Origin of the sequence: Empedobacter sp. UBA6305, assembly GCF_002440405.1 — a bacterium.
GTDB classification, from domain to species: Bacteria; Bacteroidota; Bacteroidia; order Flavobacteriales; family Weeksellaceae; genus Empedobacter; species Empedobacter falsenii_B.
In genome coordinates, this window is the sequence record NZ_DJTP01000017.1 from 1 (window position 1) to 24,456 (window position 24,456).

Genomic DNA, 24,456 nt, shown 5'->3' on the forward strand with positions numbered 1-24,456 from the left:
CCAACTGAACTACCGGATCAGTCTGTTTTTTTATTTATAATTTTCGATCGCACTAAAATAGAAAAAGAAATAGATGCGATCCGGACGGGACTCGAACCCGCGACCACTTGCGTGACAGGCAAGTATTCTAACCAACTGAACTACCGGATCAGAAAATTATAAATTGATATATTTTTTATGAATTTTTATAAAAAATTGCGATCCGGACGGGACTCGAACCCGCGACCACTTGCGTGACAGGCAAGTATTCTAACCAACTGAACTACCGGATCAGAAATTATAAAAAATATATTGTGTAAAAGAACGAACTTTTTGCGATCCGGACGGGACTCGAACCCGCGACCACTTGCGTGACAGGCAAGTATTCTAACCAACTGAACTACCGGATCAAAATCTGTATCGATTTCGGATTGCAAATATAGGCGGTTTTCTGATAAAACCTAAACTTTTTTCAAAAAAAATCTCGGAAATTTTGCATCCGAGATTCTTTTATTTCAAAATCAGCGATTTAATTTATTATAAAATCGCGTTTAATTTTTCTACTAATTGCTCTTTTGGAACAACTCCAACAACTTTGTCTACTACTTCTCCGTCTTTGAAGAATAAAATTGTAGGAATGTTGCGAATTCCATATTTTGCTGCAACTTCTTGGTTTGTGTCTACATCAACTTTACCAATAACTGCTTTTCCTTGATATTCTGTAGCAAGCTCTTCCACAACTGGACCAACCATTCTACAAGGACCACACCAAACAGCCCAAAAATCAACCATTGCTGGTTTTCCTGACTCTATAATATCTGATGCAAATGATGCGTCTGTTACTTCTAATGCCATAATCTTATATTTTTTTTATCTAATCTTAAGTTTACAAATCTACATAAAATTTTATTCTTGAAAAATTTCGTTCATATTATCTATCAATTATTCAATAGATGAAACGAATAATTAATTCAGTTTGAATGTAATTTCCTGCAATTCATCTAATTCTTTCAACAAATCTCGACAAATGTTAATTTTGATTTTACTTGCTGGTAAATCTAAATTATTCAAATAATCTTTTGGATCAATTAATTGAATTTTTAATAATTTATCTCCTTGATATTTGAACATAATATCTGATAATTTGCTAAATGTTTCTTCCGAAAATTCTGGAACTTCAATCTTCACCGTCATTTTTTCGGCTTGTTTTTCAACAATTTCATTCAACAACAAAATATTTGTGATGTTTTTATACACACGACCTTGCGTTACATTTCCTTCTTTGTCTTTGAATTCTTTTTTCGAGATATTCAATTTCAAATTCAAGAACATATTTTCCTGCATAAAGTGTCTATATTTCATATAATCGCTACCAAAAACCATGATATCCATCGAATCGGTGTAATCACTAAACGTAAAAATACCAAATTCGTTTCCATTTTTGGCAATTCTATGTTGAATATTTGACATCATTCCACAAATTGAAACTTCTTTGTTGACAAAATTATCTTCATTCGCATTGATATCAGAAATACTACAATTTGAAGCCATTTTCAACTCATGTTTGAAATCATCCAAAGGATGCGAAGAAATATAAATTCCAACAACTTCTTTCTCTTTCGACAAACGTTGTAACATATTCCATTTCTCACAATCTGGCAACATCGGAACCACATCTTCTACAACAGAATCACCACCAAAATCGCCAAATAAAGAGGTTTGAGCAGAGTTTTTTTGCTCTTGAAAATTTGCTCCGTATTTGATTAGTTTTTCCAAATTAGTTGTCGTATTTTCGATATAAAAATAACGTCCACGATGAAATTCAAACGAATCAAAACCTCCAGCTAAAACTAAGTTTTCGATTGTTTTTTTGTTCACTGTTCGCAATTCGACACGTTTAACAAAGTCGTATATATCTTTGAACGGACCATTTGCTTCACGTTCAGAAATTATCGAGTTTACTGCGGCTTGCCCAACACCTTTTACAGCTCCCATTCCAAAACGAATCTCGTAATTTTCGTTTACATTAAATTTTGTAATGGATTCGTTGATATCTGGTCCAAGAACCGCCAATCCCATTCGCTTACACTCTTCCATAAAGAAGGTCACTTGCTTGATATCATTCATATTATTTGAAAGAACAGCCGCCATATATTCTGCTGGATAATGTGCTTTCAGATAAGCTGTTTGATACGCTACCCATGCATAACACGTCGAGTGCGATTTATTGAAGGCATAGGATGCAAAGGCTTCCCAGTCTGTCCAAACTTTTTCTAAAATCTTAGGATCATGCCCTTTTTCTGAAGCTTGCGCAACAAATTTTGGTTTCATTTTATCCAAGACAGCTTTTTGCTTTTTCCCCATTGCTTTACGCAAAACGTCGGCATCACCTTTCGAGAAACCTGCTAATTTTTGCGAAAGCAACATTACTTGCTCCTGATAAACCGTAATTCCGTAGGTTTCTGATAAATATTCTTCCATCGCATCCAAATCGTACTGAATTGGTTCTTCACCATTTTTACGGCGAACAAACGACGGAATATATTCGATAGGCCCAGGACGATAAAGGGCATTCATGGCAATTAAATCCGCGAAAACTGTCGGACGTAAATCCTTCATGTATTTTTGCATTCCGGGTGACTCGTATTGGAAAACCCCAACCGTTTCGCCACGCTGGAAAAGCTCATATGTTTTTTCGTCGTCAATCGGAATTTCATCCGGATTGATTTCGATTCCTGTTCTCGCTTTTACTAATTTGATGGTATCTTTAATCAAGGTTAAGGTTTTCAACCCCAAAAAGTCCATCTTCAATAATCCGGCACTTTCTGCAACCGAGTTATCAAACTGCGTTACATATAAATCTGAATCTTTAGCTGTTGTTACAGGTACGAAATTCGTAATATCATCTGGCGTAATAATTACCCCACACGCGTGAATTCCCGTGTTACGAACAGAACCTTCTAAGATTTTTGCTTGCTGAATAGTTTCCGCAGCTAAATCGTCTCCATTCGATAAACGTTTTAATTCGCTTACAGCATCAAACTCTTCTGGTTTTAAGGCTCCTTTTAATGCAGCTTCATCTAAATTGAAGATTTTAGATAACTTCATATTCGGAATCAAACCTGCAACACGGTTCGCATCAAACAATGGTAAATCCAATACACGCGCCGTATCTTTAATCGAAGATTTCGCCGCCATTGTACCATAAGTGATGATTTGCGCTACTTGATTTGCTCCATATTTATCAATCACATAATCCATTACCAACGATCGACCTTCGTCATCAAAGTCGATATCGATATCGGGCATAGATACACGATCAGGATTTAGGAATCGCTCAAAAAGTAAATCGTACTGAATTGGATCTAAATTGGTAATCCATAAACAATAAGCAACTGCTGATCCTGCCGCCGAACCACGACCTGGACCAACCGATACGCCCATTTTACGCGCCGCAGCAATAAAATCTTGTACAATCAAGAAATAACCAGGATAACCTGTTTTTTCAATTGTGGCTAATTCGAAATCCAAACGTTCTTTAATTTCGTCTGTCAATTCTGGATAACGAATTTTTGCACCTTCGTAGGTTAAATGTTTTAAATAAGCATTCTCACCTCTTTTCCCTCCATCTTCATCATCTTCTGCGTGATGAAATTCTTCGGGAATATCAAATTTTGGAAGTAATACATCTCGATAAAGCGTGTATTCTTCTATTTTATCAACAATTTCTTGAATATTAATAATTGCTTCGGGAATGTCTTGAAACAATTGTTTCATTTCTGCTTCCGACTTAAAATAATATTCTTGATTTGGCAAACCAAAACGGAATCCACGACCACGACCAATTGGCGTTGATTGTTTTTCTGCATCGCGCACACACAACAAAATATCGTGTGCATTCGAATCGTCTTGATTGATATAATACGTATTATTTGTCGCAACAACTTTTACATTGTGTTTACGCGCAAACGCAAGCAAAGTCTGATTAACACGATCTTCATCTTCTTGTCCGTGGCGCATCAATTCGATGTAAAAATCATCACCAAACTGCTCTTTCCACCAAAGTAAAGCTTCTTCGGCTTGCTTTTCACCAAGATTCAAAATTTTGTTTGGAACTTCACCTTGTAAGTTTCCAGACAAAACAATTAAATCTTCTTTATATTCTTCAATAATCGCTTTATCAATTCGAGGCACGTAGTAAAACCCATCAGTATAAGCCTTCGATGCCATTTTTGCTAAATGATGATAACCATTTTTGTTCTTTGCAAAAATTACAATTTGATAGCCATTATCCTTTTTTGTTTTGTCTAAATGATTTTCACAAACAAAGAATTCGGAACCAATAATAGGTTTTAAGATAACTTCCGTTGGTTCTGCTCCGTCAGCAATTAACTCTTCATTCTTTACTTTTGCAGCTTTATTATGATTTTGTACTTCTGCATTAAAATGAAAAGCTCCCATCATATTTCCATGATCGGTAATTGCAACTGCAGTCATTTTATTTTTTGCCGCAGCACTCACCAAATCGTTTACAGAAATAGTCGATTGAAGAATTGAAAATTGTGTGTGATTATGTAAATGTGCAAATTTTGCTTTCTCGAATTGTGCTAAAACTTCTTCCGAAATATCAATAACCTCATCTCCTCCATCTTCTTTGGCTTTAATTTTCGCAATTTCTTGTGAAGCTTTTTTAAGATTTACGTGATTTAGTCCAACTGGCTGAATATTTGTTTCATTAATTGCATTAAATCGAACAAAATATTCATCTTCAACTTCTAACTCGTTTTTTGTAAAAATACCTTTACGAATCAACTCGAAAAAACAACGCGTAGTTGCCTCCACATCGGCAGTTGCGTTATGCGCTTCGCCAAACGGAACACCAAAAAGATATTGATGCAATTCCGTTAACGTTGGTAATTTGTAACGACCTCCACGACCTCCAGGAAGTTTCAATAACTCAGCAGTCACCTCGGTACAGGTATCCAAAACAGGTTTTTCGGCTAAATTATTTTCATAATTCAGACGATAAAATTCGGCTCCCATAATGTTAATATCGAAACCTAAATTTTGTCCAACAATAAATTTAGCTTTACCTAAAGCTTCGTTGAATTTATCTAAAACTTCTTTTAATGGAACACCTTTTTCGGTTGCTAAATCAGTTGAAATTCCGTGAATACGTTCAGAATCATACGGAATATCAAAACCATCTGGACGCACCAAATAATCTTGATGTTCAATAATTTGCCCCATTTCATCGTGCAATTGCCAAGCGATTTGTATACAACGCGGCCAGTTGTCGGAGTCAGAAATCGGCGCATTCCAATCTTTCGGAAGACCAGTTGTCTCTGTATCGTATATTAAGTACATTGAGTTTTCGTTTGAATCTGTAAATTTACGAAATCTTAGCAGAAGATTTTCTTAAGATAAGTTAAGAATAATTATCTATTTTAGATGTTCAAATCAACGAAAATGAAAAATATTTTCATCATTAATGGAAGCACAAGCGAAAATTCATCTAATCAAAAAATCATAGAAAATTTTATTTCTTCTACATCTCAATATTTCAAATGTACTGTTTTTGATGAATTAAAAACTCTTCCTCATTTTGATCCAGAACGTTCTATCGAAAATACGCCGCAAGAAATACTTGGTTTTAGAACTGAAATAGAAAAAGCTGATGGAATAATTATTTGTACGCCCGAATATATTTTTAGTATTCCGAGTGGATTAAAAAATGTATTAGAATGGTGCGTTTCTACAACTATTTTTGATGGAAAACCTTTAGGAATTATCACTGCGTCTGCAAATGGAGAAAAAGGACATGAAGAATTGCAATTGATAATGAAAACGTTGATGACAAACTTCAATAATGAAACAACTTTACTCATTCAAGGTGTTAAAGGAAAAGTAAATTCGGAAGGAAAAATTATTGATAAAGTAACTTTACAACAATTGGAAGAGTTCATCGTAGCTTATAACCAACTATTAACCTAAAATATGTTTTACGTTTATACTATTGCAATACCACTTTTGATTATTTTGACTTTTTATTTCGTTGAACGAAAAATATTCAAAATAAATAACCTTCTCATTTTAGTTTTTTTATTCTGGCTTTACTTGATTAGCTTATTTTTTTTACAATATTTTAAAATTTTAAATGATTTTTGGAGTTTATACTCCATTTTACTCTTCTTACTTCCAATCACTATTATTGTATTAATTATAAAAATTGTAATGATTATTCTAAATAATTTTAAAAAATAAATGAAACAAAAACTAATCTATATACTTTATTGGTCAGCAATATTTACGGTTTCAATATCAATGTTTGTGTATGGAATTGTAAAACCTACTCAATTCACAAATATGGATAACAGCATTAATAATCATCTTTCTGAAGGTCATCGATTGATGTGGAATTTTTATAGTTTTACCAAAGGGTATCCAATAATCATCGGAATTTTTGAAGTGATTGGTGCAATCACATTACTTTTTAGAAGGACAAGAATTTTTGCATGCTTGTTATTAACTACAATTTTAATCAATATTATTCTACAAGATTATTTCTATGAAATTGTTGCGCTAAATTCTTCTATTTTTTATCAAGTTTTAGTCTTTGTTATCTTAATTATTGACAAAGAAAGAGTGATTGAAATTTTTTCGAAACTATTTGAATTAAAAACTAAACTAAAACCAAACTGGATTCTAATCATTATAAGTTTTATACTTGCAATTGGCTTTAAATTTATTGAAACAAAAGTTTTATAACCAAAAAAGATGAACTTAATTCAGTTCATCTTTTTCTAAAATTTCTTCCGACTCAAAACTCATTTTAAGTTTGATGAGTTCATCTTTTATATTTTCTAATCGCTTCACAACATCTATTTCATCTGTTGTTGTCGCAATTCCTTTTTTACCAATCGCTTGTTTTGCACCTTCTAACGTATAGCCTTTTATTTTTACCAAATAATAGATATTCTTGAAACAATCAATATCATTTTTGGTAAATAATCGATTTCCTTTTTTGTTCTTTTTGGGTTGAATAATTTCAAATTCTTTCTCCCAAAATCGAATCAACGATGCATTTACATCAAAGGCTTTGGCGACTTCGCCAATCGAGTAATATAGTTTATCAGGCAGGTCTACGTTCATTATCAGCGTTTAATCCAAAGATAATGACAATTTTTTAGAGTTTTGATAAATTTTAATGAAATCGTCTGGATCTACATCATTGTAGAAATACATAATTGGATCTACAGGTTCTCCATTCTTGTGAATTTCGTAATGCAAATGCGCTCCTGTCGACAATCCAGTCGTCCCAACATAACCAATTACATCGCCTCTTTTCACTTTTTGTCCACTACGAACTTTCGCACGAGACATGTGAGCATACAAACTTTCGTAACCATTTCCGTGTTTCAAGACCACCATATTTCCGTAACCCGAATTAAATTCAGAAACTTTTACAGAACCATCTCCAGTTGCATAAATTGGTGTTCCTGTAGAAGCTGCAAAATCTAAACCTTTGTGCATTTTATTCACTTTCAAAATTGGGTGAAAACGAGATCCATAACCAGAAGCTAATCTACTTACATATTTATCTGCAACAGGTTTTAGAACTGGCATTGATGATAAATTGGCATCTTTTACACCAGCAGAACGAAATACTTCGTCCAACGATTTTGATTCAATTTCGATTTTATCAATCAATTTTTCGATATCTTCTGCTGTATAATTATCAATTTCTTTGTTTACAGAATCGATATTTTCATTGACACGCATATCATAAATTGTACGATAAATATTGCGATCTTTTTCTTCGATTTCTGTCAAAGCCTCTTCAACTTCTTTGAATTTTTTATGTAATTGCTGATTTTCATTTTCCATTCTTTCCAACTCAGCCAATAATTTGCTTTTGTCGTCTTTGAATTTCCCTGCTCTCGATGCGTATTCAGAATCATTAAAATGATAACCAATCATTCCAGCAGATATTGTCGATAGACATAAAAATAGTAATACGTATAATGCTGTTTTAGGAGTTTTTTGGACTCTTTTCTTCGCCCAACTCATTAAAAATTTCACAGAATTATACTTATAGTTTTTATTTTCCATTACTTAACCAACCTTTTATTATCTTTGTAAAACGTTTGCAAAGTAACGAATATTGTACGAGTAAACTTGTTAATCAAATGATAAAAATAATTTAATTAAATGAAATCCAAAGATATAAGAAAAGAATTTCTGCATTTTTTTGAGACAAAAGGCCACTTAATAGTAGACTCTGCGCCGATTGTTTTGAAAGACGATCCGACATTAATGTTCAATAATTCGGGGATGGCACAATTCAAAGAATATTTTTTAGGAAACGGAACTCCAAAAAGTAATCGTATCGCGGATACACAAAAATGTCTTCGTGTTTCTGGTAAACATAATGATTTGGATGATGTAGGAAAAGATACTTACCACCACACGATGTTCGAAATGTTAGGAAACTGGTCTTTTGGTGATTATTTCAAAAAAGAAGCAATCGCTTGGGCGTGGGAATTACTAACAGAAAAATACGGAATCTCTAAAGATCAAATTTATGTAACAGTTTTTGAAGGTGATAAAGGTGACGGAACATCATTAGATGAAGAAGCATTAGAACTTTGGAAACAACATATTGCTGAAGACAGAATTCTTTACGGAAATAAAAAAGATAATTTCTGGGAAATGGGTGATATCGGACCATGTGGACCATGTTCTGAAATTCATGTTGATATTCGTCCAGAAGCTGATCGTTTAGCTGTTGATGGTAAAACATTGGTTAATATGGATCATCCACAAGTTATCGAAATTTGGAACTTGGTATTTATGCAATACCAACGTAAAGCTGATGGTTCTTTAGAATCTTTACCAGCGCGACACATCGATACAGGAATGGGATTTGAGCGTTTAGCAATGGTTTTACAAGGAAAATCATCAAATTATGATACAGATGTTTTTCAACCAACAATTCAAAAATTAGAAGAAATTTCTGGTGTAAAATATGGCGCAGCAGAAAAAACAGATATCGCGATTCGTGTTGTAGTTGACCATTTACGTGCAGTTTCTTTTGCAATTGCAGACGGACAATTACCATCAAACACAGGAGCTGGATATGTAATTCGTCGTATTTTACGTCGTGCTATTTCTTACGGATATCGTTTCTTAGGTCTTAAAGAGCCTTTTATCTATAAATTATATCCAATCTTGAAAGCTGAAATGGGCGATTTCTTCCCAGAATTAGTAAAACAAGAAACAATTGTAACTGGCGTTATTCGTGAAGAAGAAGCATCTTTCTTACGTACAATTGAACAAGGATTAAATCGATTAAATCAAATCATTGAGCAATTAGGAGATTCTAAAATTGTTCCTGGTGATGTGATTTTCGAATTATATGACACGTTTGGTTTCCCTGCAGATTTATCTCGTATTGTAGCAGAAGATCACGGTTTCACAATTGACGAAGCTGGTTTTGAAGCTGAAATGGCGAAACAAAAAGAACGTTCGAAAAAAGCAACTGCTTTATTAACGGATGACTGGGTTATTTTAGATGATAAAGGAAACGAAACCTCTATCGCTTATGATAACACAGAAGCTGAAGTAAAAATTACACGTTACAGAAAAGTAAAAAATAAAAAAGGAGAATTTTTCCAATTAGTATTCAATCAAACGCCATTCTATGCAGAATCTGGAGGACAAATTGGTGATACAGGATCAATTTCTACTTTGAATGAAACAATTGAAGTTGTTGACACGAAAAAAGAAAATAACTTAGTAATTCATTTCGTTGAAACTTTACCAGAAAATGTAAACGCTACATTCAATGCGAAAGTTGACACAGAAAAACGTAATGAGACAACTAAAAATCACTCTGCAACACACTTAATGCACGAAGCTTTACGCGAAGTTTTAGGAACGCACGTAGAACAAAAAGGTTCGTATGTTGGAGACGATTATTTACGTTTTGACTTTTCTCATTTCTCTAAAATGACAGATGAAGAATTGGCTATTGTTGAGCAAAAAGTAAACGATAAAATTGCAGAAGCTTTACCATTAATCGAAAAAAGAGATTGTGATATCAACGAAGCTATTGCTGATGGAGCTATGGCTCTATTTGGTGAAAAATATGGTGATAAAGTTCGTGTCATTCGTTTCGGATCTTCAATCGAATTATGTGGTGGTACGCACGTAAAAAACACAGCAGATATTCGTTTGTTCAGAATTTTATCTGAATCTTCTACTGCTGCTGGTATTCGTCGTATCGAAGCAATTACATCAAACAAAGCAATCGAAGCATACAAAGATGCTGAGAAAAATTACAATGATGTTTTAGCTGCACTTAAAACGAAAAATGATGCGGTAAAAGCGGTTCAACATTTATTAGATGAAAATGCAGAATTGAAAAAGCAATTAGAGTCTTTTGTTGCGCAACAAGCTGCTGCTGAGAAAGCGACTTGGAAAGCTGCGATTAAAGAGATTAATGGTGTTAATTTCTTAGCGGTTAAAACGAATTTAGATACAAATGCCGCAAAACAAAATGCAATTGATTTAACAAAAGAAATCGAAAATGCATTTATCGTTGTTGGTACGAATGATGCCGTAAAACCATCGATTACAATTTCTATCGCAAAAAACCTTGTAGATGAAAAAGGTTATAACGCAGGACAAATTGTAAAAGAAATCGCGAAGCACATCAATGGCGGCGGAGGTGGACAAGCTTTCTTAGCTACAGCAGGTGGTAAAGAGGTTTCTGGATTAGATGCTGCACTAAAACAAGCAGAGGATTTTGTTAAATAATAAATCTCTATTATAATACTTTAAAAGCGACTTGGTTTATCAAGTCGCTTTTTTTTTATTTTTATAATTCTATTTTAGAATTAACACTTTTAACTTTTTTATCTTGAAAGAGATCAAATTATTGATTGCCGTTAGTATAGTTGCAATTGTTTGGGGAACAACTTTCCTCGGAATTCGTATAGCTGTAGAAACTATTCCTGGTTGGTTTGTTGTTGAAATTCGTCAATTTTTGGCAGGACTAATTATGCTAATTATTTTACTATCTAAAAAGGAATTAAAATAGATTGGCTGGAAAAATTTGTCTTATCAACTTATATTTTCAAGTTTGATGTTAATCGCTGCAAATGGATTAACTACTGTTGCCGAAGAAAATTTATCGAGTAGTTTAGCTGCATTAATCAGCGCAACCTCTCCTATTTTAGTCTTTTCAGGAAGTATTTTTATTGGTTTACAAAAATTTAGTTACCGCGGATTATTAGGTGTTTTACTTTGTTTTTGCGGCGTAATATTTATTTTTTGGGATGGAATTAAAGAATTAGCAAATCCAGAATATAGAACCGGAATTATTTTACTTTTTTGTGCGATTACAGGTTGGGCAACAGGAACTATTTTCACCAAGAAAATGAATATTCAATCTAAAAATATTTCTCTCAATCTTTTTTACCAATTTATATTTGCTGGAATTGTTCAAATTATTTTTGCATTCGCTTTTACTAAAAATTATAATTTCGAGAATTGGAGTACAAAAAGTATTTCTGCCATGCTTTATTTAGCTGTTTTTGGTTCTGTGATTACGTTTTTCTCTTTTCATTATGCATTGACCAAAATTTCCCCTATACAAGTTTCTATTCTTTCTTATTTCAATACGATTATTGCAATTATTTTGGGTTGGTTAGTTCTTGACGAGCAGATTTCATCAAAGTTTATTGTCGCTACTATTCTAATTATTCTTGGTGTTTTTATTATTAACTATAAGCCAGAAATGTTCAAAACTAAACGTTTAAAAGCAGATTAAGAGTTGCGTAATAAAATTTATTTTAATATTTTTAACATAATTTAACAACTTAATCTATGATTGAAATATACAAACGAGTAATGTTTGACAATTACGCCAATTTCTCGGGAAGAGCCCGCAGAAGCGAATTTTGGTATACAACTTTAATTAATACTATATTTTTTATAATATCTTTCATTTGTTTATTTAAATTTATAAATATATCAGACATAGTTTCATATACTATTGGAGGAATAATAGTTTTATTTTTTTTTATAACTCTTATACCAAGATTAGCTTTAATAAGTAGAAGATTGCATGACACAGGAAAAAGTGGATGGTTCTATTTATTAACTTTTATACCTGGAGGAAATCTTATTTTATTAATATTTTTTATTATGGATAGTCAACCAGGTTCTAATCAATGGGGACCAAACCCAAAAGAAACTGATGATTCTATCAACGAAATAGGAAACGATTTAATCGAAAGATATTAAAATTAAAAAGCGAGATTAATTCTCGCTTTTTAATTGGATCAATTTTATCCATTGTTTTAGATTATATCGTCTAAAAATTCCGAAATAACGTTGATTAAAAGAGTTCACCCAAATCGAATTGTCTTCACAGTAAATCACAACTGTTTCGATATAATCTCTTCTTCGGTAATTGTATTTGTAAAAAATATTTCGTTCCGAATATTCAAAAAGAAACAAACCTTCTTCGTCCAATGATTGCGTAAAATTATGTTGACGCTGTGCTAATTCTTTGATTAAATTAATATTCTCACTCAACGATTTTGATGTTTTAATTTCTACAAAAAATCTGTCTTTAATTGTCGTTATTATTCGGATTCCAAAAATTAAAATCATTGAAATAAAAACAATATTCATTTCACTTGATGCATAAATAAAGAATAAAACAAGTGCAAACATCAGCCCAAAATCTAAATAATTCCACATTTCGAAAGGTAGAAAATATTTATCACCAACCTTTTTGAGTTTTGTTTTATGATGAAATGTGGAAAGATCATTTGTATTCATAAGTTTTAGATTTCTCTTAAAAATAAGAAATATTATCGAATTGAAACAATCTTAAATGAATAACAATTAACTATTTTTATTAAAATAAGAAATTTTAATTATAAAACAAAAACATTCGAATCATTTTTGTAATTTTGCACCTCAAAAAATAAGTAATAAATACAATTCAATAAAATGGCAAACATTACATTTACAATGATTAAGCCTGATGCAGTTGCAAAAGGACACATCGGAGATATTTTAAAAGACATTACTGACGCTGGTTTCAAAATTAAAGCGGCTAAAATGACTCAATTAGCAAAACAAGATGCTGAAGCATTTTACGCTATCCACGCAGAGCGTCCTTTCTTCAAGGATTTAGTAGAATTCATGACTTCTGGACCAATCGTTGCTGCAGTTTTAGAAAAAGACAACGCAGTTGCTGATTTCCGTACTTTAATCGGTGCTACTAACCCAGCTGAGGCTGCAGAAGGTACAATCCGAGCTAAATATGCTGAATCTATCGATGCTAACGCTGTTCACGGTTCTGATTCTGACGAAAATGCTGCTATTGAAGCTGCTTTCCACTTTGCTGCGAAAGAAATTTTCTAATCGAATAAGATTACAAAACATTATACAAATCCTTCTGAAAATATTCGGAAGGATTTTTTTTGGCTCAAAATTTACTTACCTTTAAATCAAATTCTAAAAAATGAAAAAAATAATTTTAGCCACATTTACAATCGCAGCTTTTGTTGTGTCAAGTTGTAAAAGCGAAACAGAACCTGTAAAAAATGATGTAGAAAATGTAGAAGATTCAGTAAAAGTTGAAGCAAAAACTGCCGAAGAATCTATTCAATACGAAGGAGCTTACAAAGGAATTTTGCCTTGTTATGAGAAAGATTGCAAAGAGGTTGAAATGGAAATAAAATTATTACCAAACAAAGGATATGTCTATTCTACAAAACGTCTGGGGTTAGATAAAATGGCAATTATGACAACTGGAACTTTTCAGTTTAAAGAAGATGGAAATACAATTGTTTTTCCTGAAATTGCCAATGTTCCGAATGCTTTTTTGGTTGAAGAGGGAAAAATTACTCAGTTAAATAAAAATCAGAAGAAAATAGAATCGGCCGATTCTGCTAAATTTGTTTTGACAAAAGAAAAATAGATAAAAAAAGGTTTCGATATGAAACCTTTTTTTATTGTAATAATTTTAGATTCTTTGATAAACTCAGAATAATTGTTTTCAAAACTCTGATAAAGTAAATGTCATTCCGACGAAAGGAGGAATCTGAGATTCTTCATTCCACTTACGTTGCATTCTGACTTATTATCCATAAGTCATGTTGAACTCATTTCTACATCGCATTATACAAAGTATTTTACCTCAACTCCAATCGACAAACGAAGTTTACTTTTTCTTGATTAACAACTTTAAACTGAATTAAATTCTTAGTTTCTAATTTCTGAATTTCTATTTTGTCATGTAAACTTAATTCTTTCAAGAAATTCATATCAATCGCTTTGATACGATGTTTGAATATTATTTCAGGATCAATAGTATTCAAACACCAATCCAAATATTTGGTATTATTTGCGTGTTTTACGATATCTAAATCAGAAAACTGAACTTTATATTGAATAACTTCTGTTGGTTCAAAATCGATGTTTAAAATCGAATTCTCGACTTCCGTTGGTTTCAGATCAGGAAAACGTTCAATGTGAGATGAATCAATTTGAAGAATATCAGGACGACGTTTTTCTGTATTGAAAACCGCCCACAAACTTGAAGCTCCAATTAATTTTTTTCCATTTTTCTCGATTGTAAAATCACGAATAGATTTTGCACCTTTCAATACTTCAATCCAAGTTTTTACATCAACAAAATCTGTCCAAGAAGGTAATTCATCAATCTCAATTCGAAGTCGATTCATTACCCAAGATTGATTAAATTCTTGTAAATCAAAGAAACCTAAACCTCCTTTTATCGCGTGTTCTGAAGCAGTTAATTGAAAAAGATTTGCCATTTCAGACAATTTCATCTTACCTGTCGGATCACATTGAGAAAAATAAATCTCCCAATTTTTCGTATAAATTGATTTAAAATCTTCTGCTATTGGCATCGATAAAGTTTTGAATCTATCATTCTAAAATTATTTACCTAATTTCTTTTTCATATCCGCCATCATAACCGCAGCTACACCAGCTTCAACTCCTTTATTTCCATGTTTTCCGCCAGAACGATCAATTGATTGCTGTTCATTTTCGTCTGTTAAAACACAAAAAATAATTGGCATATTGTGTTTGATATTCAAATCTTTTATACCTTGTGTCACACCTTGACAAACATAATCAAAATGCGCTGTAGCACCACGAATCACACATCCAACAACGATAATTCCGTCCAAATCTGGATGAGTTTGTGCCACTTTATCCGCTCCATAAATCAACTCGAAACTACCCGGAACTTCGTATAAAGTAACATCATCAGGATTTGCACCCAAATCAATCAATGTATCTTTTGCTCCATCGCGCAAATTAAATGTGATATGATTATTCCATTCAGATGTAATAATTGCAAACTTAGAGCCCGCTACATTTGGTAATTCTGCTTTATTATATTGAGATAAATTTTTATTTTCTGTTGCCATTTTGTTTAAAATTTGAATGGTAAAATTACAAAAATGATTTAGGATAAACTTTGATTTGAATCAATAAAAAAAGCCGAACAACTTGTTCGGCTTGTAATTATCTTTTGAAGTGAATTATTTCGCAGTTTCAGAAGCGTATTTTAAACGCTCAATAAACTTCGCGGTTTCACCATTATTTGCATTTGGATATTTATCCTCTAAAGCTTGAAAATATTTTAAAGCATCAGCATTTTTACCTAATTCCATTGCAATTTCACCTGCTTTTGTGTAGTAAGTTGATTGTAAAGTTTCAACTTCTGTCGCTTCAGCAGCTTTTACATAGTAAGGTAAACCTTCTTCTAATTTGTTAGAAGCAACTAATGCATTTCCTAACATACCATATTTTTGCGCTAACATCACATTGTCATCTGTGTCAAAATCTTCTAATAATTTAACAGCAGACGCGTAATCTCCTAATTTATAATAAGAACTTGCCGCTTTGAAACGTGCTAAATTACCAGCATCAGTATTTCCATATTCATCAACAATTTGTTGTAAACCTTGGAAACTTCCTGCGCTACCATTAAGAGCGACGTTAATAGAATCTTGATCGAAAAGACGTTCTGCTTGTACCATTTCTTTGAAAGCGTCATCCGATTTAGGTTCTACGACTAATTTTAAGTAAGCAAAATAACCTAAAACAGCTACAATAATTACTCCTAAACCAATACCAATTGCTTTAGCATATTTTTCAACAAAGAACTCTACGTTGAAAGCTGTTCTATCTAATTTTTCTACGAATTGCTCTGTTGCGAATTCTTCTTTTTTATTATTTTTTGCCATTTTAATAATTTACGAGGTTGCAAAAATACAATTTGGAACAAATATATCCAATAAATTTATTTACAAACAACCTTTTAGAATAAATATGCTACTGATAAGTTCAACATTTGTGGACGATTTTCTGTTCTATATTGTCCATTTGATCCGTTCAAAATGTCAGATCCAACTTTTCCTAAACCGAATTCGTAACGTAAATCGAATAATAATTTAGAAACTTCTACACCTGCACCAATTTGCATTCCGACATTGAATTCGTCTTGTTTTGCAGTTGTAAAATCTTTTACAGATAATTTATCATCAAAATAGTAAGAGAAAACTGGACCAGCTTGAACGTGTCCGATTCCTAAAAATCTTTTTCCAACATTTACAGGAATATCTAAACGTTTTTTAGTTACATCAAGATTTTGTCCATCAACATCATATTCATTTTTGAATTGCGTATACAATAACTCTGGCTGAATGTAAATTCCTGCTAAAGAAACGCGCGCTAAAGCACCCGCTTGAAATCCAGCAGAAGCTTTTCCATCTCTCTTGAAAATATTTCCAGCATCTTGCCAAACTTTTCCTTTATCTGTATTGAAAACAGCTCCACCTTTGATACCAAAATCGATATTTTGTGCTGTAGCAAAATTTGCAGCTAAACCTACAATTGCAGTTAAAATTAATTTTTTCATAGAATTTTTATTTTTATTGATTTATTGTTGCTCTTTTAATAAGGCTTCTCTTAATTTCTTGAAAAGATTTGACGAATATACAAAATCAATAACATTTGGATTATCAGCCACCAAAATCTCCTCTTTTGTCCCTTCCCATTCCAAGAAACCATTTTTTAAGAAAACAATATGATCTCCAATTTCCATTACTGAGTTCATATCATGTGTATTTACAACGGTTGTTGTGTTATATTCTTTTGTGATATCATAAATTAATTGGTCGATAACTAAAGCCGTTTTCGGATCAAGACCAGAGTTTGGCTCATCAGCAAACAAATATTTTGGATTATTTACAATCGCACGCGCAATTGCCACACGTTTTTGCATTCCTCCAGATATTTCTGACGGATATTTTTTTAGCGCTGTACGAGCTATTTCTACACGATCTAACACTTCACGTGCACGTTTTTCGGCATCAGCATTTGACATATCCGAAAACATTTGCAATGGAAATTTTACATTTTCAACAATATTCATCGTATCATACAAAGCCGAACCTTGGAAAACTACTCCAATTTCTGAACGTAAACGTTGTTTTTCTTTGTAATCAAACTCGATCATATTATCTCCTTCGTACAAAATTTGACCTGAAGTTGGTGTTAATAATCCAATCAAATTTTTCAAGAAAACTGTTTTTCCAGAACCACTTTGACCAATAATTAAACTAACTTTTCCTTTCTCGAAAGTGACAGAAAAACCTTTCAGTACTTCTACTGCATCAAATGATTTTCTGATATCTTTTACTTCAATCATTAGCTCAAAATTGTTTGTGTTAATATTAAATTGATCACAATAATTGCTACTGATGTCCATACAACAGCTGTTGTTGCAGAACGACCAACTTCTAACGAACCTCCTTTTACTTTATAACCATAATATGCCGGAATTGTTGCGATAACAAACGCGAATACCATTGTTTTAAGGAATGTATAGACAAACAATTTTGTTGCCATATTCATTTGTAAACCTGTAATAAAATCGGCCGCTGACCATAGTTTTGTAAAAACACCAATGTAGTAACCTCCTAATAATCCAAATCCAATAGAAATCATAACCAATAAAGGATTGAAAAATACACAGGCGATAATTTTTGGTAAAATCAAGAAGTTTGCAGAATTGATTCCCATAACATCTAACGCATCAATTTGTTCGGTAACACGCATGGTTCCAATACTCGAAGCGATGTACGAACCTACTTTACCAACTAAAATTAGCGACATAATGGTTGGAGCAAACTCTAATACCAAAACCACTTTGGTTGCATAACCAATGTAGGCATCTGGAACAGGAATAGAAGCTCCTTGAAAGTTTTGTGCCATTTGTATTGCTACAACTGCACCCATAAATGTTGAGATAAAGGTTACAATCCCTAAAGAGTTGACACCTAAATCATATATTTCTCTAACGGTCAATTTCCAGAAAACGCTCAATTTTTGAGGTTTGCTAAATACTTTACCCATAAGCATAAAGTATGACCCTAAATTTTCGATTAGTTTCATTACGACAAAATTAATATTTTTATTGGAAAGGCTTTTTATTTATCTTGCACAATGTGAATTTAGAACATTTAACTTCTTATCTCCCTCATAATGCAGACTTGTATGTAAAAAAGTGGTTAGAAAATCATTTTATAACGTTAAAAATTACAAGAAGACGTGAAACTAAATTGGGAGATTATCGCAAATTAGTCGAAAATAATCGTCATCAAATTACAGTGAATGGCGACTTAAATCAGTATGCTTTCTTTTTTGTTTTTACACATGAAGTGGCGCATCTCAAAACTTTTGTTCAGTTTGATTCTCGTAAAATAAATCCGCATGGAAAAGAATGGAAAACCATTTTTGGGCATTTATTATTAGAATCTCTTCACATTTATCCCGAAGAATTGCAACCGTATATTCTTCATCATGCCAAACATCCAAAGGCAAGTTTAGGAGCGGATATTAATATCTCAAAATATATTATAGATGATAAAAATCCTGCTCAAATTTATCTTGAAGATTTGGAGGATGGCACAATATTTTCGATTGGAAAAAGAATCTTTAAAAAAGAATCTAAACGAAAATTAAGGTATCTTTGTTTAGAGTTGAAAACCAAGAAAAAATATTTGATAAACGCAACTGCAACTGTAAATAAACTTTAAAAGACAATCATGAATAATAAAGATAACTACGCTGTTATCCTTGCCAGTGGTACAGGAGTGAGATTATGGCCTTTGAGTACAATTAAGAAACCAAAACAATTTCATGATTTATTAGGAATAGGAAAAACTTTTATTCAATTAACGTATAATCGCCTTAAAAAAATCGTTCCGCAAGAAAATATTTTCATTGTAACTATTCAAGATTATAAAGAGATTGTAAAAGAACAATTACCAGATTTTGAGGATAAAAATTTTATCATCGAACCAAGAGTCATGAATACCGCAGCTTGTAATTTATTGGCCGCAATGACAATCCAACAATTTAATCCAAATGCAAAATTGATTATTTCTCCTTCAGATCATTTTATTTTTGATGAAGATGAATTTGTAGAAAAAGTAAATCTTGCTTTCGAAGATGCTGATAACGATCGATTGATTACTTTGGGAGTAGCTCCAACGCGACCAGATGTTAATTACAGTTATATTCAGTTCATCGAAAATACAACACCTATAAAAAAAGTAAAATCTTATATCGATAAACCTGATTTAGAATTTGCTGAATCTTTTATAACGAGTGGTGAATTTATTTGGAATACAGGAATCCTTATTTGGTCTGTAGATAGTATTGTAAAAGCTTTTCAACAACATTTACCTTCGATGAAAGAAACTTTGAAAAAATATTTTAATCTTGAACGTTCTTTACAAAATACAGAAACTTTAAAACCTGTTTACACAACGTTAGATGTAACTTCTATCAACAAAGGAATTTTAGAACAAGCAGATAATGTTTATGTCATTCCAACAACTTTTGGCTGGAGTGATATTGGAACTTGGTCTGCAATCAACGAAAAGTATAAATACACAGGTGAAGATCAGGACGAAAATCACAATACATTATTATGCAAACATTTTTCTGGTTACAACGCTAAAAATAATTTTATTTATTCTACACAAGACAAAGCTATTATTATTGATGGATTAGACAGTTATGTGGTTATTAATTCGGAGAAAGGATTACTCATTTGTCCTCGAAGCAATGTACAGTTTATAAAAACTTATGTGAGCGATTTGAAATTACAGAAAAACGGAGAAAAATATTGTTAATAAAAAAAACTCTTCAAGAATCTTGAAGAGTTTTTTTTATGTATTTATAATTTTAATCTTTATCGAAGTGTAATCACATTTTGACCAACTTTGTATCCATTTTGGTAAATATCAATTTTATATTCACCTTTTGGAAAATCATAATCAACCCAGTCAAAATTAACTCTTGAACCAGACATATTATTGTAATTAACTTTTACACGATCAGAATATTCTACAGAAGATCCAGAACGTAAAGTTGTTTCACCAGCATCAGCCCCTTTAAATTTTCCTATCTCGCCGCTTGGTTTATAAATAGATACATACAATTCTTTGGTTTCTGAAGTCGCATTCAAGTTTTTATCCAAATCAAAGGATACTCTAACCTTATCAATTCTTCTTGCTCGCGTTGTTTCCACTTCTTTTCCGCTTGATTTTACTCGCAAACCTTTAATCGTATAATTTGAAATCGATAAAGTAGAATTTGTTTCTTTGATTAAATTCTGATGATTTTCTTTTTCAGTACTCAAATTTGATTCAACAGTTTTTTTCTGCTCATTCAAATGAGAATTTTCCGAAGTTAACTCTGTATTCTTGTTTGTCAGCTTTTTATTTTCGTCTTTCAAGCGAACAATTTCTTCTTTATAAACTTTAATATCTGCTTGTAAAGAGGTTATCAAACGTTTAGCACGTTGCAATTCTCCACTTGTAATTCCTTCTTTATTTAAGATTGATTGAATCTCTTTTTGTTTCTCCAAAATCAATCGATCTTGATAACTTAAAGAAGAATCTTTTTTTACAACACGAGTTTTAGCATCATCAAAATCTGATCTAATTATACGTAATTCTTGTTTCAGAATTTCTCTAGATCGTTCCAAATCATTGATATCACTTTGCATTTCTATCGAAGATTTTGCATTTGCTTCTTTAGAATATACAATATACCCAATAGCTAATAACAAGGATACTGCTAAAACAGCAATAATAATATTCTTTACGAATTCATTTTTATGTTTAGGGTTTGTAGAGGGCTCGAGATCTTTGTATTCAGTCATTTTAATTATTTCGAGGAAAAATTATTGAATCAAAAATTAAACCAATTTTATAATAATTAATAACTAATGTTAAATTTAACATTTACAAATTGTAATAAAACTTAATAAATAAAGACTTTTTAATCGTATGTCTCTTTTTTAATGTCTTCAGAAGCTTCGTCTAATTTATTTTCGGCTTTTGTTTTTAATTCATCAGCTTTTTCTTCCAATTCTGTTTTTTCTTCTTTAAAAGTTTCTTTCAAATCCGAAACTTTCTCTTTCACAAAAGCACTTGTTTCTTTCATTTGCTTTTCCGCAATATCTTTTACTTCGTTATAATCTTGCTTCGATCTTTCTTTAAAATCTCTAGCGGCTTCTTTCGATTGTTCTTTCAGATCACCAGAAGCATCTTTTATATTATTGATTGTTTTACGCGCAAAATCCGATGCATCATCTGCAATCAATGTTCCTGCTTTTTTCACAGTTGCCGAAACATCGTCAAATTTATCTCCCGCAACATCAATCGCGGTTTCCGTTTTTCCTAAAATTCTTTTCAAAAAAGTTCTAAGTCCCATAATAATTTATTTTGTTGATTATTTTCAGTTTAAATTTACAGCTTCATTCGTAATTTTAGAATGAATTAATTTAATTTTTTATTTAAAAAAATGAATTTCAGCTATTTTAAACGATATTATTTCAGAATTTTAATGTTCAGTTTACTGACTATTTTTAGTTGTAATCCGAAGAAAAATCAATCCAAAACACATCAAAATACTTCATCCGAAGAAATATCCTTCAAATATTCGACCAAAAACAAAAATTTTGTCAGCGCGCATCGTGGAGGAAGTGGAATACATGGTTTTCCCGAAAATTGTGTCGAAACTTTTGAACATCTTTATCAAAAAGGAATACAAATTTTTGAGATTGATGTTGCCGAAACAAAGGATAATCAACTTATTTTAATGCACGATAATTCGTTGCAACGAACAAGCACAGGGCGACAAGATGTCAATCAAGTTGACTTAAAAACCATTAAGGAATACTTTTTGGTAGATGATTTTGGACAACAAACGTCATACAAAATTCCGACTTTTGCAGAAGCGCTAAATTGGGGGAAAAGTAAACCGATTTATTTTATGGTTGACATCAAAAAAGGTGTTGATTATCGTGATATTGTGAAGACAATAGAACATGTAAACATGCAAAAACAGGTTGTTTTGGTGACGTATACAGTTGGTCAAGCGAAAAAGTTGCATCAACTTGCGCCAGATATGCTATTGTCTGTTTCGATGCGAAACGAACGCGAATTTAATGAAATGATGAACAGCGGAATTCCGACTGACAAAATGGTTGCCTTTACAGGAACTCGACGCAATGACAAATCATTTTTAAACAAAATTCATGACAAGGATATTTTGGTCATTTTTGGGACGTTAGGAAACTTAGACAAAAGTGTTTCGGCGAGAAATGGACAACTTTACCGCGATTTAGAAAAAGATGGTGTCGACATTTTTGCAACAGACAGAGCAATGGATGTACATCAAACGATTAATAAAAATTAAATGGAAACAATATCACTTAAGGATTCAAATTATTTTTCAAAATTGATGCTAAATTATATCAATCAAGACGAGGATTTGAAAAACTTCTACAACCTATTTCCAACCAAAGAAAACTATATAAAACAAGCGAAAAATAAGCTTGGACATTATAAAAATAGAGCAATTCTTGTTGAACAAATTTCGAAACAATTAGGTCATTTAGATTTATCGGAAAAGCAACAAAATAATCTACAAAAATTAAGAGAAAAGAATACAGTAACAATTACGACTGGACATCAATTAAATTTATTTACAGGTCCAATTTTCTTTTTTTATAAAATTTTGCAAGTTATCAAAGCATGCGAAGAATTGAATAATGAACAAAGTGAAATCAATTTTGTTCCGATGTTTTGGATGGCGACAGAAGATCACGATTTCGAAGAAATTAATCATTTCAAATTTGGAGATCGAATTATTCATTGGGAAAAAGAATTTGGTGGACCAGTTGGTCGTTTATCAACAAACGGTTTACAAAAAGTTTTTGATTCATTTTTGTCATTAATTCCAAATGGAAAAAAGAAAACTGAATTGCAAAATTTGATTGAAGCATCTTATTTATCGAATGATAATTTGACAGACGCAACACGAAAATTGGTTCATTTATTATTCAAAGATCTTGGATTGTTGATGATTGATGGAGATGATAAAGAATTGAAAAAATTGATGATTCCAACTTTTGAAGAAGAATTAATTCAGTCAATATCGTTCAAAAAAGTAATACCTCAAAATGAGAAATTAGAACAATTGGGGTATTCTATTCAAGTGAATCCTCGTGAGATAAATTTGTTTTATATCAATCAAAATAATTCGCGCGAACGTATTGTTGAACAAAATGGAACGTATTTTGTCAATAACACTTCAATCAAATTTTCGAAAGAAGAAATTATTGCCGATTTACATCAAAATCCAGATAAATTTAGCCCAAATGTGATTTTGAGACCATTGTACCAAGAAACAATTTTACCAAATGTTGCCTATGTTGGCGGCGGTGGCGAAATGGCTTATTGGTTACAACTGAAAGAAATGTTCAATCAATTTGAAGTTGATTTTCCACTTTTAGTTTTGAGAAATTCATTGTTAATCCGAACTGAAAAACAATACGAAAAACAACAAAAATTAGATCTATCAAACGAAGATTTATTTTCGAATAGTTTAGCAATCACAAAAAAACGTTCGATAAATTCATCAGAAATTGCTCCAAAACTTCCTGAATTGGAAGAAGAATTAAAAAGCATTTTTGAACGTTTGGAACATTTGAGTTCGTTAACAGAATCTTCTTTTGCCGATATGATACAAGCGCAGCGCACAAAACAGTTGAAAGGTTTTGAGAAAATAAAACAACGTTTGGTGCATGCAGAAGTGAAAAAAAATGAAGATTTATTGAAGAGAATCGAGCAATTATTAAATGATCTTTCTCAACAAAATGGTTTGCAAGAACGTGTGAAAAATTTTGCTGATTTTGATTACATTAATATTCAGTATTTCATTGATTTTATTGAAGATAGTCTTCGACCTTTTGAATTTGAGTTCATCATAAATACATTGAAAGAGGAACTCTAAACAAAACATAATTTGTATATTTGACCACGAAAA

23 protein-coding genes, 3 tRNA genes and 1 pseudogene are annotated in these 24,456 nt (G+C 31.9%); 11 read left to right on the forward strand and 16 right to left on the reverse strand.

Annotation, left to right across the window (positions count from 1 at the left end; all coding sequences use genetic code 11):
- Positions 1 to 76 precede the first annotated feature (76 nt).
- The 5 genes from B3M86_RS04365 to dnaE form a co-directional block, all read right to left on the reverse strand.
- Positions 77 to 150, reverse strand: a tRNA-Asp gene (locus tag B3M86_RS04365).
- Between the two features lie 48 nt (positions 151 to 198).
- A tRNA-Asp gene (locus B3M86_RS04370) sits at positions 199 to 272 on the reverse strand.
- A 43-nt stretch (positions 273 to 315) separates the two neighbouring features.
- Positions 316 to 389: transfer RNA gene (locus B3M86_RS04375), tRNA-Asp, on the reverse strand.
- 127 nt (positions 390 to 516) lie between these two features.
- The gene (trxA, locus tag B3M86_RS04380; protein ID WP_038331009.1) at positions 517 to 834 is read right to left on the reverse strand and encodes a thioredoxin; all 318 of its coding nucleotides are present in this window, start codon (positions 832 to 834) and stop codon (positions 517 to 519) included.
- A 111-nt stretch (positions 835 to 945) separates the two neighbouring features.
- Entirely contained in the window at positions 946 to 5,346 is a 4,401-nt protein-coding gene (gene dnaE, locus B3M86_RS04385) for a DNA polymerase III subunit alpha (RefSeq protein ID WP_291047679.1), read from the reverse strand.
- A 102-nt stretch (positions 5,347 to 5,448) separates the two neighbouring features.
- On the opposite strand from dnaE, the gene B3M86_RS04390 reads away from it, so the two are divergent.
- Positions 5,449 to 5,973: an NADPH-dependent FMN reductase gene (locus B3M86_RS04390; protein WP_115001941.1), complete on the forward strand. Its 525-nt coding sequence runs from the start codon at positions 5,449 to 5,451 to the stop codon at positions 5,971 to 5,973.
- A gap of 270 nt (positions 5,974 to 6,243) precedes the next feature.
- A complete protein-coding gene (locus tag B3M86_RS04395) occupies positions 6,244 to 6,747 on the forward strand; it encodes a hypothetical protein (protein WP_038331001.1) in 504 nt (167 codons plus the stop codon).
- Positions 6,748 to 6,762: 15 nt separating this feature from the next.
- On the opposite strand, the gene B3M86_RS04400 is transcribed toward B3M86_RS04395, so the two are convergent.
- Positions 6,763 to 7,131 carry a MerR family transcriptional regulator gene (locus B3M86_RS04400; RefSeq protein WP_038331000.1) on the reverse strand — a complete coding sequence of 123 codons (369 nt, stop codon included), beginning with the start codon at positions 7,129 to 7,131 and terminating at the stop codon, positions 6,763 to 6,765.
- 9 nt (positions 7,132 to 7,140) lie between these two features.
- On the reverse strand, positions 7,141 to 8,091 hold the full coding sequence (locus B3M86_RS04405; protein WP_038330999.1) for a M23 family metallopeptidase: 951 nt from the start codon (positions 8,089 to 8,091) through the stop codon (positions 7,141 to 7,143).
- 99 nt (positions 8,092 to 8,190) lie between these two features.
- On the opposite strand from B3M86_RS04405, the gene alaS reads away from it, so the two are divergent.
- The 3 genes and pseudogenes from alaS (at position 8,191) to B3M86_RS04420 (ending at position 12,291) form a co-directional block, all read left to right on the forward strand.
- Positions 8,191 to 10,800 (forward strand): alanine--tRNA ligase, encoded by a 2,610-nt coding sequence (gene alaS / locus B3M86_RS04410; protein ID WP_291047676.1) that lies wholly within the window; start codon positions 8,191 to 8,193, stop codon positions 10,798 to 10,800.
- Between the two features lie 103 nt (positions 10,801 to 10,903).
- Positions 10,904 to 11,815 (forward strand): annotated as a pseudogene (locus B3M86_RS04415) (DMT family transporter).
- A gap of 80 nt (positions 11,816 to 11,895) precedes the next feature.
- Positions 11,896 to 12,291, forward strand: a complete 396-nt coding sequence (locus B3M86_RS04420) for a DUF805 domain-containing protein (RefSeq protein WP_244958051.1) — start codon at positions 11,896 to 11,898, stop codon at positions 12,289 to 12,291.
- A 15-nt stretch (positions 12,292 to 12,306) separates the two neighbouring features.
- Here the strand turns inward: B3M86_RS04420 and B3M86_RS04425 are convergent, their stop codons facing one another.
- Positions 12,307 to 12,834, reverse strand: a complete 528-nt coding sequence (locus B3M86_RS04425) for a hypothetical protein (protein WP_219033790.1) — start codon at positions 12,832 to 12,834, stop codon at positions 12,307 to 12,309.
- A gap of 174 nt (positions 12,835 to 13,008) precedes the next feature.
- Here B3M86_RS04425 and B3M86_RS04430 point away from each other — a divergent pair, with 174 nt between their 5' ends.
- Together B3M86_RS04430 and B3M86_RS04435 are read left to right on the forward strand one after the other, a co-directional pair.
- The gene (locus B3M86_RS04430) at positions 13,009 to 13,425 is read left to right on the forward strand and encodes a nucleoside-diphosphate kinase (RefSeq protein ID WP_038330990.1); all 417 of its coding nucleotides are present in this window, start codon (positions 13,009 to 13,011) and stop codon (positions 13,423 to 13,425) included.
- 100 nt (positions 13,426 to 13,525) lie between these two features.
- Positions 13,526 to 13,984, forward strand: a complete 459-nt coding sequence (locus B3M86_RS04435) for a copper resistance protein NlpE N-terminal domain-containing protein (RefSeq protein WP_180905775.1) — start codon at positions 13,526 to 13,528, stop codon at positions 13,982 to 13,984.
- Between the two features lie 214 nt (positions 13,985 to 14,198).
- On the opposite strand, the gene B3M86_RS04440 is transcribed toward B3M86_RS04435, so the two are convergent.
- The 6 genes from B3M86_RS04440 to B3M86_RS04465 form a co-directional block, all read right to left on the reverse strand.
- On the reverse strand, positions 14,199 to 14,939 hold the full coding sequence (locus B3M86_RS04440) for an acyl-[acyl-carrier-protein] thioesterase (RefSeq protein WP_219033792.1): 741 nt from the start codon (positions 14,937 to 14,939) through the stop codon (positions 14,199 to 14,201).
- A gap of 30 nt (positions 14,940 to 14,969) precedes the next feature.
- Positions 14,970 to 15,467: a 6,7-dimethyl-8-ribityllumazine synthase gene (gene ribH / locus B3M86_RS04445; protein WP_286479237.1), complete on the reverse strand. Its 498-nt coding sequence runs from the start codon at positions 15,465 to 15,467 to the stop codon at positions 14,970 to 14,972.
- 114 nt (positions 15,468 to 15,581) lie between these two features.
- The gene (locus B3M86_RS04450; protein WP_221856203.1) at positions 15,582 to 16,289 is read right to left on the reverse strand and encodes a tetratricopeptide repeat protein; all 708 of its coding nucleotides are present in this window, start codon (positions 16,287 to 16,289) and stop codon (positions 15,582 to 15,584) included.
- 74 nt (positions 16,290 to 16,363) lie between these two features.
- Positions 16,364 to 16,963, reverse strand: coding sequence for a porin family protein (locus tag B3M86_RS04455; RefSeq protein WP_286479239.1), 600 nt, complete (start codon positions 16,961 to 16,963; stop codon positions 16,364 to 16,366).
- Positions 16,964 to 16,984: 21 nt separating this feature from the next.
- Positions 16,985 to 17,755 carry an ABC transporter ATP-binding protein gene (locus tag B3M86_RS04460; RefSeq protein WP_280045469.1) on the reverse strand — a complete coding sequence of 257 codons (771 nt, stop codon included), beginning with the start codon at positions 17,753 to 17,755 and terminating at the stop codon, positions 16,985 to 16,987.
- Positions 17,755 to 18,501 carry an MlaE family ABC transporter permease gene (locus B3M86_RS04465; protein WP_171622564.1) on the reverse strand — a complete coding sequence of 249 codons (747 nt, stop codon included), beginning with the start codon at positions 18,499 to 18,501 and terminating at the stop codon, positions 17,755 to 17,757. Before B3M86_RS04465 ends, B3M86_RS04460 begins: the two co-directional genes overlap by 1 nt.
- A gap of 53 nt (positions 18,502 to 18,554) precedes the next feature.
- Here B3M86_RS04465 and B3M86_RS04470 point away from each other — a divergent pair, with 53 nt between their 5' ends.
- On the forward strand, positions 18,555 to 19,145 hold the full coding sequence (locus tag B3M86_RS04470) for a SprT-like domain-containing protein (RefSeq protein ID WP_180905771.1): 591 nt from the start codon (positions 18,555 to 18,557) through the stop codon (positions 19,143 to 19,145).
- Between the two features lie 9 nt (positions 19,146 to 19,154).
- Positions 19,155 to 20,249, forward strand: a complete 1,095-nt coding sequence (locus B3M86_RS04475) for a mannose-1-phosphate guanylyltransferase (protein ID WP_291075982.1) — start codon at positions 19,155 to 19,157, stop codon at positions 20,247 to 20,249.
- 59 nt (positions 20,250 to 20,308) lie between these two features.
- Here B3M86_RS04475 and B3M86_RS04480 read toward each other — a convergent pair whose 3' ends face one another.
- Both B3M86_RS04480 and B3M86_RS04485 read right to left on the reverse strand, forming a co-directional pair.
- The gene (locus B3M86_RS04480; RefSeq protein ID WP_280035376.1) at positions 20,309 to 21,283 is read right to left on the reverse strand and encodes a hypothetical protein; all 975 of its coding nucleotides are present in this window, start codon (positions 21,281 to 21,283) and stop codon (positions 20,309 to 20,311) included.
- A 119-nt stretch (positions 21,284 to 21,402) separates the two neighbouring features.
- Positions 21,403 to 21,837, reverse strand: a complete 435-nt coding sequence (locus B3M86_RS04485) for a hypothetical protein (RefSeq protein WP_219033795.1) — start codon at positions 21,835 to 21,837, stop codon at positions 21,403 to 21,405.
- A 132-nt stretch (positions 21,838 to 21,969) separates the two neighbouring features.
- Between B3M86_RS04485 and B3M86_RS04490 the strand changes: the two genes are divergently transcribed.
- A complete protein-coding gene (locus tag B3M86_RS04490) occupies positions 21,970 to 22,824 on the forward strand; it encodes a glycerophosphodiester phosphodiesterase family protein (RefSeq protein WP_260509597.1) in 855 nt (284 codons plus the stop codon).
- Entirely contained in the window at positions 22,825 to 24,423 is a 1,599-nt protein-coding gene (bshC, locus tag B3M86_RS04495; protein WP_114998742.1) for a bacillithiol biosynthesis cysteine-adding enzyme BshC, read from the forward strand.
- Positions 24,424 to 24,456: the final 33 nt, after the last annotated feature.

Coding starts and splice junctions, on each gene's coding strand:
- trxA (WP_038331009.1), bottom strand. CDS start 834: ATGGCATTAGAAGTAACAGACGCATCATTTGCATCAGATATTATAGAG.
- dnaE (WP_291047679.1), bottom strand. CDS start 5,346: ATGTACTTAATATACGATACAGAGACAACTGGTCTTCCGAAAGATTGG.
- B3M86_RS04390 (WP_115001941.1), top strand. CDS start 5,449: ATGAAAAATATTTTCATCATTAATGGAAGCACAAGCGAAAATTCATCT.
- B3M86_RS04395 (WP_038331001.1), top strand. CDS start 6,244: ATGAAACAAAAACTAATCTATATACTTTATTGGTCAGCAATATTTACG.
- B3M86_RS04400 (WP_038331000.1), bottom strand. CDS start 7,131: ATGAACGTAGACCTGCCTGATAAACTATATTACTCGATTGGCGAAGTC.
- B3M86_RS04405 (WP_038330999.1), bottom strand. CDS start 8,091: ATGGAAAATAAAAACTATAAGTATAATTCTGTGAAATTTTTAATGAGT.
- alaS (WP_291047676.1), top strand. CDS start 8,191: ATGAAATCCAAAGATATAAGAAAAGAATTTCTGCATTTTTTTGAGACA.
- B3M86_RS04420 (WP_244958051.1), top strand. CDS start 11,896: ATGTTTGACAATTACGCCAATTTCTCGGGAAGAGCCCGCAGAAGCGAA.
- B3M86_RS04425 (WP_219033790.1), bottom strand. CDS start 12,834: ATGAATACAAATGATCTTTCCACATTTCATCATAAAACAAAACTCAAA.
- B3M86_RS04430 (WP_038330990.1), top strand. CDS start 13,009: ATGGCAAACATTACATTTACAATGATTAAGCCTGATGCAGTTGCAAAA.
- B3M86_RS04435 (WP_180905775.1), top strand. CDS start 13,526: ATGAAAAAAATAATTTTAGCCACATTTACAATCGCAGCTTTTGTTGTG.
- B3M86_RS04440 (WP_219033792.1), bottom strand. CDS start 14,939: ATGCCAATAGCAGAAGATTTTAAATCAATTTATACGAAAAATTGGGAG.
- ribH (WP_286479237.1), bottom strand. CDS start 15,467: ATGGCAACAGAAAATAAAAATTTATCTCAATATAATAAAGCAGAATTA.
- B3M86_RS04450 (WP_221856203.1), bottom strand. CDS start 16,289: ATGGCAAAAAATAATAAAAAAGAAGAATTCGCAACAGAGCAATTCGTA.
- B3M86_RS04455 (WP_286479239.1), bottom strand. CDS start 16,963: ATGAAAAAATTAATTTTAACTGCAATTGTAGGTTTAGCTGCAAATTTT.
- B3M86_RS04460 (WP_280045469.1), bottom strand. CDS start 17,755: ATGATTGAAGTAAAAGATATCAGAAAATCATTTGATGCAGTAGAAGTA.
- B3M86_RS04465 (WP_171622564.1), bottom strand. CDS start 18,501: ATGAAACTAATCGAAAATTTAGGGTCATACTTTATGCTTATGGGTAAA.
- B3M86_RS04475 (WP_291075982.1), top strand. CDS start 19,155: ATGAATAATAAAGATAACTACGCTGTTATCCTTGCCAGTGGTACAGGA.
- B3M86_RS04480 (WP_280035376.1), bottom strand. CDS start 21,283: ATGACTGAATACAAAGATCTCGAGCCCTCTACAAACCCTAAACATAAA.
- B3M86_RS04485 (WP_219033795.1), bottom strand. CDS start 21,837: ATGGGACTTAGAACTTTTTTGAAAAGAATTTTAGGAAAAACGGAAACC.
- B3M86_RS04490 (WP_260509597.1), top strand. CDS start 21,970: ATGTTCAGTTTACTGACTATTTTTAGTTGTAATCCGAAGAAAAATCAA.
- bshC (WP_114998742.1), top strand. CDS start 22,825: ATGGAAACAATATCACTTAAGGATTCAAATTATTTTTCAAAATTGATG.